Origin of the sequence: Leisingera sp. ANG-DT (assembly GCF_000813785.1) — a bacterium.
GTDB lineage: Bacteria > Pseudomonadota > Alphaproteobacteria > Rhodobacterales > Rhodobacteraceae > Leisingera.
This window is the reverse complement of the sequence record NZ_JWLE01000001.1, coordinates 812873-826569: the sequence shown is the minus strand read 5'-3', so window position 1 is coordinate 826569 and position 13697 is coordinate 812873. Positions and strand designations below refer to the sequence as shown.

Annotated in this window: 18 protein-coding genes; 13 read left to right on the top strand and 5 right to left on the bottom strand. The window is 61.8% G+C overall.

Features of this window, described 5'->3' with window-relative positions; all coding sequences use genetic code 11:
* Positions 1-20: 20 nt before the first annotated feature.
* The 3 genes from der (at position 21) to RA21_RS04040 (ending at position 3283) form a co-directional block, all read left to right on the top strand.
* Positions 21-1484: a ribosome biogenesis GTPase Der gene (der, locus tag RA21_RS04050; protein WP_039146365.1), complete on the top strand. Its 1464-nt coding sequence runs from the start codon at positions 21-23 to the stop codon at positions 1482-1484.
* A 317-nt stretch (positions 1485-1801) separates the two neighbouring features.
* Positions 1802-2755, top strand: coding sequence for a fatty acid desaturase (locus RA21_RS04045; RefSeq protein WP_039146572.1), 954 nt, complete (start codon positions 1802-1804; stop codon positions 2753-2755).
* Positions 2756-2815: 60 nt separating this feature from the next.
* Positions 2816-3283, top strand: a complete 468-nt coding sequence (locus RA21_RS04040) for a helix-hairpin-helix domain-containing protein (protein WP_039146363.1) — start codon at positions 2816-2818, stop codon at positions 3281-3283.
* Between the two features lie 71 nt (positions 3284-3354).
* Here the strand turns inward: RA21_RS04040 and serS are convergent, their stop codons facing one another.
* Complete coding sequence (serS, locus tag RA21_RS04035; RefSeq protein ID WP_039146358.1) at positions 3355-4647, bottom strand: serine--tRNA ligase; 1293 nt, start codon at positions 4645-4647, stop codon at positions 3355-3357.
* A gap of 144 nt (positions 4648-4791) precedes the next feature.
* Positions 4792-5208 (bottom strand): SET domain-containing protein, encoded by a 417-nt coding sequence (locus RA21_RS04030; protein WP_039146356.1) that lies wholly within the window; start codon positions 5206-5208, stop codon positions 4792-4794.
* A 312-nt stretch (positions 5209-5520) separates the two neighbouring features.
* On the opposite strand from RA21_RS04030, the gene yajC reads away from it, so the two are divergent.
* The 10 genes from yajC (at position 5521) to RA21_RS03980 (ending at position 12404) form a co-directional block, all read left to right on the top strand.
* On the top strand, positions 5521-5805 hold the full coding sequence (yajC, locus tag RA21_RS04025; protein WP_019295449.1) for a preprotein translocase subunit YajC: 285 nt from the start codon (positions 5521-5523) through the stop codon (positions 5803-5805).
* A 33-nt stretch (positions 5806-5838) separates the two neighbouring features.
* Entirely contained in the window at positions 5839-7500 is a 1662-nt protein-coding gene (gene secD / locus RA21_RS04020; RefSeq protein WP_039146353.1) for a protein translocase subunit SecD, read from the top strand.
* A 1-nt stretch (position 7501) separates the two neighbouring features.
* Positions 7502-8470 carry a protein translocase subunit SecF gene (secF, locus tag RA21_RS04015; protein WP_019295451.1) on the top strand — a complete coding sequence of 323 codons (969 nt, stop codon included), beginning with the start codon at positions 7502-7504 and terminating at the stop codon, positions 8468-8470.
* Positions 8463-9215, top strand: a complete 753-nt coding sequence (locus RA21_RS04010; protein WP_039146350.1) for a TSUP family transporter — start codon at positions 8463-8465, stop codon at positions 9213-9215. Before secF ends, RA21_RS04010 begins: the two co-directional genes overlap by 8 nt.
* Before the next feature lie 11 nt (positions 9216-9226).
* A complete protein-coding gene (locus RA21_RS04005; RefSeq protein WP_039146347.1) occupies positions 9227-9580 on the top strand; it encodes an Mth938-like domain-containing protein in 354 nt (117 codons plus the stop codon).
* A gap of 91 nt (positions 9581-9671) precedes the next feature.
* Positions 9672-10286 carry a heme ABC exporter ATP-binding protein CcmA gene (gene ccmA / locus RA21_RS04000; protein ID WP_039146346.1) on the top strand — a complete coding sequence of 205 codons (615 nt, stop codon included), beginning with the start codon at positions 9672-9674 and terminating at the stop codon, positions 10284-10286.
* Positions 10283-10939 (top strand): heme exporter protein CcmB, encoded by a 657-nt coding sequence (gene ccmB, locus RA21_RS03995; protein WP_039146343.1) that lies wholly within the window; start codon positions 10283-10285, stop codon positions 10937-10939. Before ccmA ends, ccmB begins: the two co-directional genes overlap by 4 nt.
* 46 nt (positions 10940-10985) lie before the next feature.
* Positions 10986-11717 carry a heme ABC transporter permease gene (locus RA21_RS03990; RefSeq protein WP_039146341.1) on the top strand — a complete coding sequence of 244 codons (732 nt, stop codon included), beginning with the start codon at positions 10986-10988 and terminating at the stop codon, positions 11715-11717.
* On the top strand, positions 11717-11872 hold the full coding sequence (gene ccmD / locus RA21_RS03985) for a heme exporter protein CcmD (RefSeq protein WP_020424454.1): 156 nt from the start codon (positions 11717-11719) through the stop codon (positions 11870-11872). The genes RA21_RS03990 and ccmD overlap by 1 nt, the downstream gene beginning before the upstream one ends.
* Positions 11865-12404 carry a DsbE family thiol:disulfide interchange protein gene (locus RA21_RS03980; RefSeq protein WP_039146338.1) on the top strand — a complete coding sequence of 180 codons (540 nt, stop codon included), beginning with the start codon at positions 11865-11867 and terminating at the stop codon, positions 12402-12404. The genes ccmD and RA21_RS03980 overlap by 8 nt, the downstream gene beginning before the upstream one ends.
* On the opposite strand, the gene RA21_RS03975 is transcribed toward RA21_RS03980, so the two are convergent.
* The 3 genes from RA21_RS03975 to RA21_RS03965 all read right to left on the bottom strand — a co-directional run bounded on the left by RA21_RS03975 (position 12398) and on the right by RA21_RS03965 (position 13482).
* Positions 12398-12712 (bottom strand): antibiotic biosynthesis monooxygenase, encoded by a 315-nt coding sequence (locus RA21_RS03975; RefSeq protein ID WP_039146336.1) that lies wholly within the window; start codon positions 12710-12712, stop codon positions 12398-12400. The genes RA21_RS03980 and RA21_RS03975 overlap by 7 nt on opposite strands.
* 75 nt (positions 12713-12787) lie before the next feature.
* The gene (locus tag RA21_RS03970) at positions 12788-13126 is read right to left on the bottom strand and encodes a DOPA 4,5-dioxygenase family protein (RefSeq protein WP_039146333.1); all 339 of its coding nucleotides are present in this window, start codon (positions 13124-13126) and stop codon (positions 12788-12790) included.
* Positions 13127-13197: 71 nt separating this feature from the next.
* On the bottom strand, positions 13198-13482 hold the full coding sequence (locus tag RA21_RS03965) for an antibiotic biosynthesis monooxygenase (RefSeq protein ID WP_039146330.1): 285 nt from the start codon (positions 13480-13482) through the stop codon (positions 13198-13200).
* Positions 13483-13697 lie beyond the last annotated feature (215 nt).

The following is a 13697-nucleotide window of genomic DNA, read 5'->3' as shown; positions in this document are numbered from 1 at the left end:
AATCGCAGAAAGCTGGTCTGATGTCCTTTACCCTCGCCATCGTGGGCCGTCCCAATGTGGGCAAGTCCACCCTGTTCAACCGCCTTGTGGGCAAGAAGCTGGCCTTGGTCGACGACCAGCCGGGCGTGACGCGTGACCTGCGCGAAGGCGCGGCACGGCTGGGCGACCTGCGCTTTACGGTGATTGATACTGCGGGTCTGGAAGATGCCACAGACAACTCGCTGGAAGGCCGAATGCGCCGGCTGACCGAGCGGGCGGTGGACATGGCCGACATCTGCCTGTTCATGATCGACGCCCGCACCGGCGTTACCCCGACCGACGAGATCTTTGCCGATATCCTGCGCCGCAGGTCCGCGCATGTGATCCTCGCCGCCAACAAGGCTGAGGGCAATGCCGCCGAGGCCGGTGTGCTGGAAGCCTACGGCCTAGGCCTAGGTGAGCCGCTGCGGCTGTCGGGCGAGCATGGCGAAGGGATGCCGGACCTTTACGGCATCCTGCAGCCGCTGGCCGAGAAGTTCGAGGCCCAGGCCGAAGAGCATGCCCCGATCACCGATGTCGAACTTTATGAAGAGATCGGCGAGGACGAAGAAGAGGTCATCCCGGTTCCGACCGACGCCAAGCCCCTGCAGGTTGCCGTGGTGGGCCGTCCCAATGCGGGCAAGTCGACACTGATCAACAAGATCCTGGGCGAGGACCGGCTGCTGACAGGGCCCGAGGCCGGGATCACCCGCGATGCGATCTCGCTCAAGATCAACTGGAAAGACACGCCTATGCGGGTGTTTGACACCGCCGGCATGCGCAAAAAGGCAAAGGTGCAGGAGAAGCTGGAGAAGCTTTCGGTCTCCGACGGCCTGCGCGCGGTGAAATTTGCCGAGGTTGTGGTGGTGCTGCTGGACGCCAGCATCCCGTTTGAGCAGCAGGACCTGCGGATTGCTGACCTGGCCGAGCGCGAGGGGCGTGCGGTTGTGGTTGCGGTCAACAAATGGGACGCCGAAGAGCACAAGCAAGAAAAGCTGCGCGACCTCAAGGAAGCCTTCGGCCGGTTGCTGCCGCAACTGCGCGGCGCGCCGCTGGTCACCGTTTCGGCCAAGACCGGCAAGGGGCTGGACCGGCTGCATGAGGCGATCATGCGGGCCTATGGCACCTGGAACCGGCGGGTGCCGACCGCAGCGCTGAACCGCTGGCTGGTTGGCATGCTGGAGCAGCACCCGCCGCCCGCGCCGCAGGGCAAGCGGATCAAGCTGCGCTATATGACCCAGGCCAAGAGCCGCCCGCCGGGGTTCGTGGTGATGTGCTCCCACCCCGACAAGCTACCGGAAAGCTATACCCGCTATCTGGTGAACGGGTTGCGCGAGGATTTCGACATGCCCGGCACCCCGATCCGCCTGTATATGCGCGGGCAGGGCGACAAGAACCCCTATAAAGGCAAGCGGGCAAAGAACGCAGGCGCGCTGGAAAAGCACCTGAAGAAGCGCGGCAGCTGATCTCCGGCGGCGAGCGCTCCCGCCCGGCTTCGCGGCATTCAAAGAATGCCTTGGCCCGTTGGGTCCGGCGCCGCCCCACGGGGCGGCGTTTTCGCGTTCTGCAACGGAGGTCTGTTGTACCTTCGGCAGGCATCCGCCGTACTGACTTGGCCAGCACCCGGCTATTCCATCCAGAGTGGCGCGGTGATATCCCTTGGGTTGAGGCGCTTTGCCTCAGCCGGCTTGCCTTTGGCAAAGCTGGAATTATCTGAGGTTTATCTTGGGCGGGCTGCGCCCATTTCGCATGCCTGTCACATCGCGCATTTATGGAAGAATTCATGGATCTGAGGGCACACACGCGCAAGTTCACCGAAAAGGATAACCGGCTGGCATCACTCAGCTATTTCGGAACATTTGCGGTTTACTTCCTGTCGCTCTATCTGGCCATCACCCATGCCGACCGCTGGTATGTGATGCTGCCCGCAGGGGTGGTCTTTGCCTTTGCTGCGGTACGCCTCTACGTGCTGCAGCATGACACCGGCCACCATTCGCTGTTCGAGACCCGCCTGCAGAACGAGATCGCGGGCCATGTGCTGTCGCCCTTCACCTTTGCGCCCTTTGAGGTGATGAAGCAGAACCACAACCTGCATCATTCCAATATCGGCAATCTAGAGCACCGCGAGACTGGCGAGATCCACACCATGACTCTGCGGGAATGGAAAGCGGCCGGTTTCTGGGAGCGGCTGGGCTACCGGCTCTACCGCAATCCGTTTGTGCTGGTGCCGCTGGGTTCGGCCTTCACCTATTTCATCCGCTACCGCTGGCCCAAGAACACGGTGCGGTTCGGCGCTGCCGGGGTGATCCTGCACAATCTGGTGATCGTAGCCATGCTGGGACTGCTCTATTGGGTTGCAGGGGTGACCGGCATTCTGATCTGGCTGGCGTTCTCTTTCCTCGGCGGCATGATCGGCGTGTTTCTGGTCTACCTGCAGCACAATTTCGAGGACACCTACTGGGATCGCCGCCCGGACCTGAACCCGCAGGTGGCGGCGTTGCAGGGATCGTCTTGCCTGGATTTCGGCTGGTTCTTCGACATGGCAGTGGCAAATATCACCCTGCATGACATCCACCACTACAACGCCCGGATCCCCTCGTACCGGCTGCGCCAGTGCCATTACAGCCTGCCGCCTGAACTGGGGCTGCGCCGGATCAAGTTCCCGGAAGCGGTCCGGGCGCTGACGCTAAAGCTTTGGGATGAAGAGAAGAAATGCCTGGTGCCCTTTCCTGGATGAGCATTTCCTGCGAAGGTTGCCGGGGAGCCTAGTGAATTAGAGGGGGAGGCTGACAGCGGCATGACGTCGATTTCAGAACTAAAAGGTGTGGGTCCGGCACTGGAACGGATCCTTCAGGAAAACGGGGTAAAGTCCGTCGAGGCGCTAGCCGGGATGGAGGAGCAGCAGCTGCGCAGCATTCCCGGGATTGGCGCCAGCCGGGCGGGCCTGCTGCAGGATGCCGCCCGGGCGCACAATGGGGCCGCAGAGGTGGACGGCGCGGATCTGAGCACCAAGCTGGCCGCTGCGGAAGCTGCGCTTCAGGCGGCGGAGGAGAAGGCCGCCAAGGCACAGGCCAAGGCAAAGAAGGCCAAACGTCAAGCTGCGCAATTGATGGAGGAATTTGCCGAGGCCAAGGAAAAGGCCAAGAAGAAGGCCAAGAAAGTGAAGGCCAAGGCGAAGAAGGCTATCGAGAAGGAAAAGGCCAAGGCCAAGGCCATTCTGGAAGGCAACGTCACAGAGAAGAAAAAGAAGAAGTCGAAGAAATAGCTTCAAGCCATTGCTTCAAAAGAAAACCGGCGCCAAGGGCGCCGATTTCTGTCTTCGGGACGCGGTCTGGATCAGACCAGCTCACCCTCTGCTGTCAGGGTCAGTTTGCCGCCCAGATAAGGGGCAAGCACCTCGGGCAGCTTAACCGAGCCATCCGCCTGCTGGCCGTTTTCCAGAACCGCAATCAGGCAGCGGCCCACCGCCAGGCCGGAGCCGTTCAGCGTGTGCACGAACTGCGGTTTGCCGCCGTCGGCAGGCTTGAACCGCGCGTTCATCCGGCGGGCCTGGAAATCGCCGCAGACCGAGACCGAGGAAATCTCGCGGTATGTCTTCTGGCCTGGCACCCAGACCTCGATGTCATGGGTCTTGCGGGCGCCAAAGCCCATGTCGCCTGTGCACAGCACGATGGTGCGGTAGGGCAGGCCCAAACGCTCCAGGATGTCCTCCGCGCAGCGGGTCATGCGCTCATGCTCGTCCAGGCTTTTGTCCGGATGGGTAACCGAGACCATCTCGACCTTTTCGAACTGGTGCTGGCGCAGCATGCCGGCGGTGTCCTTGCCCGCGCTGCCGGCCTCCGAGCGGAAGCACTGGGTGTGCGCCACATAGCGGCGCGGCAGGTAGCCTTCCTCAACCGTCATGCCATTGACGATATTGGTCAGCGTCACCTCAGCTGTTGGCACCAGCCACCAGCCGTTGGTGGTTTTATAGCTGTCCTCGCCGAACTTGGGCAGGTTGCCGGTGCCATACATCATCTCTTCGCGCACCAGCACCGGGGTCCAGGTTTCCGTGAGGCCGTTCTCGTCCACATGGGTGTTGATCATGAACTGCGCCAGCGCCCGGTGGATGCGGGCCACCGCGCCGGACAGCACCACAAAACGGCTGCCCGAGAGCTTGGCTGCGGTCTCGAAATCCATGCCGGGCTTCACACCTTGGATCTCGAAATGCTCCTTGGCTTCGAAATCGAGCGTCTTCGGCTCACCCCAGCGGCGGATTTCGACGTTGTCGTCCTCATCCTCGCCATCGGGAACATCGTCAAACGGCAGATTGTCGATCGACATCAGCATGTCGGTCAGCTGCTGGTCCAGTTCCTTGGCCTCGGCATTCATTGCCGCCACTTCAGCCTTCTTCTCGGCCACCAGCGCGCGCAGGCGCTCAAACTCGGCCTCATCGCCGCGGCCCTTGGCGGCGCCAACTTCCTTGGAGGCCTTGTTCTGCTCGGCCTGCGCGGTCTCCGCGGCCAGGATCTTGGCGCGGCGCGCCTCATCCAGCGCCAGGATCTCGGATGACACGCCCGCATCCCCGCGCCGCGCCACAGCGGCGTCGAATGCGGCAGGGTTTTCGCGGATAGCGCGGATGTCATGCATGAGAGTCTCTCCTAGCGTTGGAAGAATTGAATCAGTAGGCCCATCCTATGACGCAAGGGCGTACAAAGGGGAAGGGGGCGGGCACCTCAGCGCCTGACAGCGTGGAAAGAAAAAGGCCGGGTGCTGGACCCGGCCCTTTGCTTATCATTCCGCGGCCATTGCCATTATGTGCACCTGATGCCGCGGCGGCTGCATCCGGATCTCGCCGGTCAGGAAGTCGGCATAGTCGAAAGTGAGTTCCGTGCCGGCCGGGATACTGGCCAGCGCGCGGCCCCAAACCCCGTCGGAAAAATCGAGGTTCGGGTACATGGAGTGGTTCAGAAACCGCCCTTCGTCGCATTGCAGGATCATGTAGCCTGGGCGGCAGGGATCCGGAAAGCTGTAGCGCTCCAGAAACTCCTTCATGTGGGGTTCAACATTGTCCAGCTTGCTCTCCGGGAAGGTGGTGTCGAGCATTCTGTCATAGCGCCAGACAATGTCGCCCTTGGTGATGTTGTCGTGGCAAAAAACGCCCAGCCCTTCGATAGCCGAGGGGGCGAGATAGCAGCGCACCATCATCATGCGCCTGTTCCTTCTTTCAGGAATGGCCGGGCCGCCATCCGGACCGGAAAGAGAGGGCAAAGGCCCCGCGCCTGGCGGCTTGCGCAAGGGAAAGCAAAGCGCCGAATCGCACTGTTTTGCAATCAGTTTCCGCACGCCTGCAGGTCGTGTTTGCACTTTCTTTCACTGCTGGCTGCCTGGCAACTGGCTACGGCCTGAAATCCGCCCCTTTGGGACTGCAGGGTTCCCTTGCAAACCCCCTGTCCAGCGCATAGGTTCCGCTGCAAATTTCCGGCGCTGAACCCAGCGCCGCTTTGACAGAAGGAATATCCCATGGACGCTGGCGCAATCGGCCAATTTCTCCCGCTTATCCTGATCTTCGCGATCATGTACTTCCTGCTGATCCGCCCGCAGCAGAAGAAGATGAAACAGCATCAGGCGATGGTGGACGGCCTGCGCCGCGGTGACCAAGTAGTCACACAGGGCGGTGTGATCGGCAAGGTGGCCAAGGTCAAGGAAGACGGCGAGATCGAGGTCGAGATCGCGGATGGCGTCAAGGTGCGCGTGGTCAAGGCGACCATTGCCCAGGTTCTGAGCAAAACCGAGCCGGCAGCTTAAGCACCCTTCGCAACCATCTGAAAAGGCAGGGCAATGCTGCAAATTGATCTCTGGAAGAGGGTGCTGATCTGGCTGGTTTGTGCAGCTGGCATCATGCTTGCCCTGCCAAACGGTTTTTATACCCGCGTCGAACAGGCCAACGACGCGGCCGCCGATATCATCGCCAAGGGTGAAACGCCGGAACGGCTGGAAACAGCAGGCCAGTGGCCGTCTTTCCTGCCGTCGGGTCTGGTGAACCTTGGCCTCGATCTGCGGGGCGGCGCGCATCTGCTGGCCGAAGTGCAGGTCGAGGATGTCTATGAGGCGCGGATGGATGCGCTGTGGCCGGAGGTGCGCGATGCACTGCGGCCCGAGCGCTCCACTGTCGGCACCTTCAGGCGCCAGCCTGGCCCGGTGGATCAGATTCGCCTGAAGATTTCCAAACCGGACGGTATGGCCCGCGCGCTGGAAGTGGTGCGCGGCCTGGCTAGCCCGGTCACCAGCCTGACCGGCGCCGGAGCAACTGACATTGAGGTTGCTGCCGAAGGCGACATCCTTGTGGTGGAGCTGAGCGAGGCGGAAAAGCTGGCCTCTGACGACCGGACCGTGCGCCAGTCGCTGGAAATCGTGCGCCGCCGGATCGACGAGGTCGGCACCCGTGAGCCGACCATCCAGCGCCAGGGGGCCGACCGGATCCTGATCCAGGTGCCGGGCATCGGTTCCGCTTCTGAACTGAAGGCGATCATCGGCACCACCGCACAGCTGACCTTCAACCCGGTAGTGGGCCGCGGCAGCGACGCGGACGCAGCACCGGGCATCGGCAACAAGGTTGTGCCGTCGCTGGACGAAGAGGGATTCTTTTACACCATCGAGGCCGCCGCGGTTGTCACCGGCGAGGACCTGGTGGATGCGCAGCCGTCGTTCGACCAGAACGGCCGACCGGCTGTAACCTTCCGCTTCAACACCTCCGGCGCACGCCGGTTCGGCGACTACACAGCCGAAAACATCGGCTCGCCCTTCGCCATCGTGCTGGATGACGAGGTGGTCTCCGCTCCGGTGATCCAGTCGCACATCCCGGGCGGCTCCGGCATCATCACCGGCAACTTCACCGTTGAGGAAAGCACCAACCTTGCCGTGCTGCTGCGCGCTGGCGCGCTGCCTGCCGGGCTGGACTTCCTGGAAGAGCGGACAATCGGCCCCGAATTGGGCCAGGACAGCATCGACGCGGGCAAGATTGCCACCATCGTGGCCTTTGTCGCGGTGCTGGTGTTCATGGGCCTCAGCTATGGTCTGTTCGGCCTGTTCGCAAACGTGGCACTGATACTGAACATTGCGCTGATCTTCGGCATGCTCAGCCTCATCGGCGGCACCCTGACGCTGCCGGGTATCGCGGGTATCGTGCTGACGGTCGGCATGGCGGTGGACGCCAACGTGCTGATCTTTGAGCGCATCCGCGAGGAGCTGAAGGCGGGCCGCGGTCCGGCCAAGGCCATCGACGAAGGCTACTCCAAGGCGCTCAGCGCCATTCTCGACGCCAATATCACCACCTTCATCACTGCGGTGATCCTGTTCGCCATGGGCTCCGGCCCGGTGCGCGGCTTCGCGATTACCCTGGGCTTGGGCATTCTGACCTCGGTGTTCACCGCGATCTTTGTGACCCGCCTGATGATCGTCATGTGGTTTGAACGGCGCCGTCCGAAAACGATTGAGGTGTGATATGCGGCTGAGACTTGTTCCCCAGGAAACCTCATTCGATTTCTTCAAACGCGCCAAGCTGTGGCTGGGCATCTCAGCCTTGATGATGGTGGTGGGCTTTGCCTCCTTCCTGTTTCAGGGGCTGAACTTCGGCATCGACTTCCGCGGCGGCACCACAATCCGCACCGAGGCGTCGGAGACTGTGGACGTTGGCGCCTACCGCGATGCACTGGCGGTGCACGGCCTGGGTGACGTGTCGATCACCGAGGTGTTCGATCCGGCCTTCGAGGAAGACCAGCACGTCGCCATGATCCGCATTCAGGCACAGGACGACGGCGAGGCGATCTCCGGTGAGATGATCGAGACGCTGAAGGCCTCCCTGGACGCGGTGGCGCCGGGCATCAAATTCGTCTCGGTCGAGTCCGTTGGCCCCAAGGTCTCGGGCGAGCTGATCACCACCGCGATTATTGCGGTCGCCTTGGCGATTGCCGCGGTTCTGGTTTACATCTGGCTGCGGTTCGAATGGCAGTTCGCCCTCGGCGCGGTGGCGGCGCTGGTGCATGACGTGGTGCTGACCATCGGTGTGTTCTCGGAATTGCAGATCCGGTTCGACCTGGCGATCATTGCAGCGCTGCTGACCATCGTCGGCTACTCGCTGAACGATACCGTGGTTGTTTTCGACCGGGTGCGGGAGAACCTGCGCCGTTACAAGAAGAAGGACCTCTCTGAGGTTCTGAACATCTCGATCAACGAGACGCTGAGCCGGACGATGATGACCTCCGTCACCACGCTTCTGGCGCTGATCTCGCTCTATGTGCTGGGCGGCGACGTGATCCGCGGCTTCGTGTTTGCGATGATCTGGGGCGTTATTGTCGGGACCTACTCCTCGGTCTTCGTCGCCTCCACCATCCTGTTGAAACTGGGGGTGAAGCGCGACTGGTCGAAGCAGGCCAACACCACCGGCAACCAGTTCGGCAACATCGATGCCTGAGGCGTTTCAGGCAGCCCTGCAGACGCCGGGGCTGGTCTGGCTGCTGATAACCATTGGAGCCGCGGGTCTTGTCCGCGGCTTCACTGGTTTTGGCACCGCGATGATCTTCGTTCCCGTCGGGGCGCAATTCCTGCCCTCGGCGGATGTTGTGTTCCTGATGGTGCTGATGGGGGTGTTTTCCACCATCACCCTGTTTCCGCAGGCCTGGAGCAAGGCGGACAGGGCAGAGGTCGGGGCCCTGTCCATGGCCGCCGCGGTAACCGTGCCTGCGGGCCTGTGGATCATGTCGCAGATGGACCCGCTGACGCTGCGCTGGGTGGCCGCCGGGGTAATCGGCGTGACCTTAGTCGCGGTGGTCTCCGGCTGGCGCTGGCAGGGCAAACTCGGCTGGCCAGGGCGGTTCGCCATCGGCGGAGCGGCCGGCATCGTGGGCGGCATGACGGGCCTCACAGGGCCGGTGATTATCGTTTTCTACCTCGCCAACGTGCGTGATGTCGCGCGGGTCCGGGCCAACACCATCGTGTTCCTAGCTGCACTGGATGTGGTGATCGCGGCCAACCTGATCTTCGGTGGCATGGCCAGCCTCAAGGCCGTCATTCTGGCCTGCCTTCTCGGCATCCCCTACATAGTCACCACGCTGACCGGTAAAGCGCTGTTTGATCCCAAGCTCGAGAAGCTCTACCGCTTAGCCTCCTATTCCGTGATTGCGCTGGCCGTGTTATCCAGCCTCCCGGTATTTGACTGAAAGGACCGCCCATGCGCCTGAACGAAGTGAGCTATTCCGATGCGCAGCCCATAGACGGCTATGGCGAGGGGTTCTTCCGCATCGGCGGCAAGGTGCATCAGGGCGGCGTGCTGACTTCGGCTGCTGGTACTGCGGGCTGGGACGGCATGGGGGACGCTGCGCCTCTGCTGGCGCTTGCCGGAGAAATTGATGTGCTGTTCATCGGCACCGGGCCTGAGATCGCCCATATCCCTGCAGACCTGCGCAAGGCGCTGGAGGACGTTGGATTGGGCGTTGAGGCGATGAATTCACCCGCTGCCTGCCGCACCTACAACGTTCTCTTATCCGAAGGGCGGCGGATTGCTCTGGCCGCGTTGCCGGTCTGAAGATGAATTTCCAATGTATTTGACCTGCCGCAAAGCGGGCATTTGCTGAATAGTCTTTTCATGCGCCGGAGCAATGGGATAAGCGAACTTCATGACATTGACTGTGACGGATCTGGGCGTGGCCCGCGGCGGCATCCCGGTGCTGGAGGGCCTGAGCTTTGCGCTGGAGCCCGGCAAGGCACTGATCCTGCGCGGTCCCAATGGCATCGGTAAGACCACGCTGCTGCGCACTGTTGCAGGCCTGCAGCCGCCGCTGAAAGGGCGGGTTGAAGGCGCTGAGGACCAGATTGCCTATGCCGCCCATTCCGACGGTCTGAAGCCAACGCTGAGTGTGGCGGAAAACTTGATGTTCTGGGCCAGCGTCTTTGGCCGCAACGGCATTGAACAGGCGCTGGACGGATTCGACCTGCAAACTCTGCGCGACCGGCAGGCCGGTGCGCTGTCTGCAGGCCAGAAACGCCGCCTTGGCCTCAGCCGGATGCTGGTTACTGGCCGTCCCATCTGGATCATGGATGAGCCGACAGTGAGCCTCGATGTAAACTCCGTTGCAATGTTCGCAGAAGCTGTGCGCGCGCATCTGGGGCAGGGCGGTTCTGCCCTGATTGCCACCCACATCGACCTGGGACTGGAGGCAGAGGTGCTGGATGTCGGCCCCTACAAGGCCAAGCCGCCGGAGATCGACGATTTTGACGGAGGCTTCCTGTGATTGCGCTTCTCCTGCGGGATCTGAAGCTCGCCTTCCGTGCGGGCGGCGGCTTTGGCCTCGGTCTTGCCTTTTTCCTGATCGTGACCGTGATGGTGCCGTTTTCCGTCGGCCCGCAGTCCGAACTGCTGGCCCGCATCGCCCCCGGCGTTTTGTGGCTGGGCGCGCTGCTGGCCTGCCTGCTGTCGCTCGACCGCCTGCTGGCGCTGGATTGGGAGGACGGCTCGCTCGACCTCCTGGCCACCGCGCCGCTGCCGCTGGAAAGCACCGTCACCATCAAGGCGCTGGCCCATTGGATCACCACCGGCCTGCCGCTAGTACTGGCCGCACCGGTGCTTGGCGTGCTGCTGAACCTGCCGGTGCAGGGCTTCCTGTGGCTGGTGATCTCCCTTCTGCTGGGCACGCCTGCGCTGTCTGTCATCGGCACTTTTGGTGCCGCGCTGACCGTGGGGCTGAAGCGCGGCGGCCTGCTGATGTCGCTCTTGGTGATGCCGCTTTACGTGCCGACGCTGATCTTCGGCTCAGAGGTCGCCCGCCGCGGTGCGGAGGGCATGGCAGTGCAGACGCCGCTGTTGCTGCTGGCCGGCATCTCCGCCGCCTCCATCGCGTTGCTGCCCTTTGCCAGCGCCGCTGTCCTGCGCGTCAATTTGCGCTAGGGGCCGCCCAATTGAGAAACCCGAGAACAAGAGCTAAATAGCCACCATGTCGATCTGGGAATACGCCAACCCGAAGAAGTTTCTGGCCACCTCCGAGAAGGTGATGCCGGCCCTCTGGGTCAGCTCTGCGGTGCTGATCACCGTTGGCCTTGTCTGGGGCTTCTTCTTTACGCCGGACGACTACCGGCAGGGTTCCACCGTCAAGATCATCTTCCTGCATGTGCCCTCGGCGCTGATGGCGATCAACGCTTGGTTCATGATGCTGGTCGCCTCGCTGGTCTGGGTGATCCGCCGGCACCATGTCAGCGCATTGGCTGCCCGCGCGGCAGCCCCCATTGGCGTGGTAATGACCGTGATTGCACTGATCACCGGCGCAATCTGGGGGCAGCCGATGTGGGGCACCTGGTGGGCCTGGGACCCGCGGCTGACTTCCTTCCTGGTGCTGTTCCTGTTCTACCTCGGCTATATCGCCCTGTGGGAGGCGATCGATAACCCGGACACCGCCGCGGATTTGACCTCGATCCTGTGCCTGGTGGGCTCGGTCTTTGCCGTGCTCAGCCGCTATGCGGTGAACTTCTGGAACCAGGGGCTGCATCAGGGCGCGTCGCTGTCGCTTGATGAAAAAGAGAATGTGCATGATGCCTTCTCCTCGCCGCTCTATGTCTGCATGGCGGGCTTTGTGCTCTTGTTCCTTGCGCTGGTGCTTTACCGCACCGGAACTGAAATCCGCGCCCGCCGCATCAAGGCTTTGATGGCGCGCGAACGGCTGGAGGCGTGATGCCTGATCTTGGAAAATACGCCGACACGGTGCTATCGGCCTATGGCGCCTCGCTGCTGCTGCTGGTTGCGCTGGTGGTGCTGACAATCCTACGCGGCCGCAAGGTCCGCCGGGAGATGGAAAACCTGGAAACCCGGATGAAGCGCAATGGCTAAGATTTCACCGCTGATGGCGGTTCCCGGAGTGGTGTTTGCAGGTTTCGTCGGCCTGGCACTGGTGGGCATGTTCCGCGAGGATCCGAACAGCCTGCCGTCCGCCCGCGAGGGCCAGTCCGCGCCGCCGGTGGTGCTGGACGAATTTCCCGGCAAGGAAATGTTCAGCGACGAAACCCTGCGCGACGGCACCGTGAAACTGGTGAACTACTGGGCCAGCTGGTGCGCACCCTGCCGGGCTGAGCATCCTAACCTCGAAGCACTGTCCAAGGAAGGAATCCCGGTCTACGGCATCAACTACAAGGACCAGCTGGCCAATGCTGAGGCCTTCCTGAACGAACTGGGCGACCCCTACACCGCGATCGGCCGGGACGAGAAGGGCCGGATGGCAATTGACTGGGGGCTTTACGGCGTGCCGGAGACCTATGTGGTGGATGGCAACGGCAAGATCGTGTTGCGCTTTGCAGGCCCGATCACGCAGCGGGTAATCGACAGCACCCTGCGCCCCGCGATGGAGAAGGCCGCAGCTCAGTAAGCGGTCTGCGGGCTTTCAACAGGGGCTGCCAAGGTGAAACTGCTCAGTTCAGGCTCAATGGCGCACATTTCATAGACCCGATCCAGCTGCTCCTGCTTGGACCGCCAAATCAGGTAGTCGCTGAAAGAGTCGTTATCTTTCCATTTTTGGAAGACTGCGATTTCGTTCCGGTCCTGAGCCAGCAGGATCTCGGCCTGCAAGCATCCCGCGTGCCTGCGGACTTGTTCCACCATCTGTTGGACAAGCGCAGCCAGCTCTTCGTATTTACCGGACCGGGGGTGCAATCCAATGATTACCGCTTCAGTCATTGAAGCCTCCGGTGTTTGTGAGTGCCGGAATGGTCCCAGCAACTTGGAAATTTTTGGTAAATTTACGGAATCAGCTCAGGCGAAGATGCTGAAATCCAGGTCCAATCCAGTGCCCAGCCATATGCCGTGATCGCGGTGATCGGCCAGGTCGTCGCCGGTTTCCGGGTGGGCAAAGACGATCAGCCCATCCCGGTTCAGCGCCAGCCACGGCAGCAACACGCTGAATTGCTCCGGCGTTGCCGCCAGCTGGCAGGACCACATCGGATGCGGGCCGACAGTTTTCTCATGCACGCGGCCCATTTGCACGCCAAACTGATCCTCTGCTTGCTGGCACAGGCGGCGGGCCTGATCCACCGTGGCGGTGTCAAAGTAGATGTGGGCGTGGTAGCCAGTGATGCTGTTTGTCTGTTTCATACCTGCAATTTTTCAGTGATTTGCGCCGCTGGCAATGCGGTGTATCCGAACAATGTCTGTGCAGCAGTCAGCTATGGAACGGAGTAGGTCCGGAAATCCTGTTCCCGGCGCATGGTGGCGCTGCGAGCGTCCAGATCACCCCGCTCGGCGCGCCAGTTGAGGTAACGCTCCAGATGCTCCGATGTTTCCCATAAATGGAACACCGCGATTTCGAAGCGGTCCCGGTTGATGCCGGCATAGGCTTCTATGCAGCCGGGATATTCCCGGGTGCCCGGCAGCATTGCCAGGACAGCTGCTGCATGGTCATCAAAAGTGTCTATGTCCGGATAGACGACTAGGAAAGCGGCCTCTTTCATTCTCGGGGCATCAGCCTTTCCTCGCCTGCGTTTTGTTTAAACATGTATTTAAAATATAGGTTTGCACAAGCAAGCACGGCCACACAACCAGTAAAGATCCTGCTGATCTCACGTTAAGATTGTATCCGGGATACTGGATTCCGCAAGCCGGAAACCTGTCATCGCAAACGGGTTTTCCGGCAGTCTATGGCACAAAAAAACATGCACCCCGCGGG

Excerpts from the sequence above, each read along its gene's own strand:
- RA21_RS04005 (WP_039146347.1), top strand. The coding sequence starts at position 9,227 with ATGCGCCTGAACGAAGTGAGCTATTCCGATGCGCAGCCCATAGACGGC.
- serS (WP_039146358.1), bottom strand. The coding sequence starts at position 4,647 with ATGCATGACATCCGCGCTATCCGCGAAAACCCTGCCGCATTCGACGCC.
- RA21_RS03970 (WP_039146333.1), bottom strand. The coding sequence starts at position 13,126 with ATGAAACAGACAAACAGCATCACTGGCTACCACGCCCACATCTACTTT.
- yajC (WP_019295449.1), top strand. The coding sequence starts at position 5,521 with ATGGACGCTGGCGCAATCGGCCAATTTCTCCCGCTTATCCTGATCTTC.
- RA21_RS03980 (WP_039146338.1), top strand. The coding sequence starts at position 11,865 with ATGGCTAAGATTTCACCGCTGATGGCGGTTCCCGGAGTGGTGTTTGCA.
- RA21_RS04045 (WP_039146572.1), top strand. The coding sequence starts at position 1,802 with ATGGATCTGAGGGCACACACGCGCAAGTTCACCGAAAAGGATAACCGG.
- secF (WP_019295451.1), top strand. The coding sequence starts at position 7,502 with ATGCGGCTGAGACTTGTTCCCCAGGAAACCTCATTCGATTTCTTCAAA.
- RA21_RS04040 (WP_039146363.1), top strand. The coding sequence starts at position 2,816 with ATGACGTCGATTTCAGAACTAAAAGGTGTGGGTCCGGCACTGGAACGG.
- RA21_RS04030 (WP_039146356.1), bottom strand. The coding sequence starts at position 5,208 with ATGATGATGGTGCGCTGCTATCTCGCCCCCTCGGCTATCGAAGGGCTG.
- secD (WP_039146353.1), top strand. The coding sequence starts at position 5,839 with ATGCTGCAAATTGATCTCTGGAAGAGGGTGCTGATCTGGCTGGTTTGT.
- RA21_RS03990 (WP_039146341.1), top strand. The coding sequence starts at position 10,986 with ATGTCGATCTGGGAATACGCCAACCCGAAGAAGTTTCTGGCCACCTCC.
- ccmA (WP_039146346.1), top strand. The coding sequence starts at position 9,672 with ATGACATTGACTGTGACGGATCTGGGCGTGGCCCGCGGCGGCATCCCG.
- RA21_RS03965 (WP_039146330.1), bottom strand. The coding sequence starts at position 13,482 with ATGAAAGAGGCCGCTTTCCTAGTCGTCTATCCGGACATAGACACTTTT.
- ccmD (WP_020424454.1), top strand. The coding sequence starts at position 11,717 with ATGCCTGATCTTGGAAAATACGCCGACACGGTGCTATCGGCCTATGGC.
- der (WP_039146365.1), top strand. The coding sequence starts at position 21 with ATGTCCTTTACCCTCGCCATCGTGGGCCGTCCCAATGTGGGCAAGTCC.
- RA21_RS03975 (WP_039146336.1), bottom strand. The coding sequence starts at position 12,712 with ATGACTGAAGCGGTAATCATTGGATTGCACCCCCGGTCCGGTAAATAC.
- RA21_RS04010 (WP_039146350.1), top strand. The coding sequence starts at position 8,463 with ATGCCTGAGGCGTTTCAGGCAGCCCTGCAGACGCCGGGGCTGGTCTGG.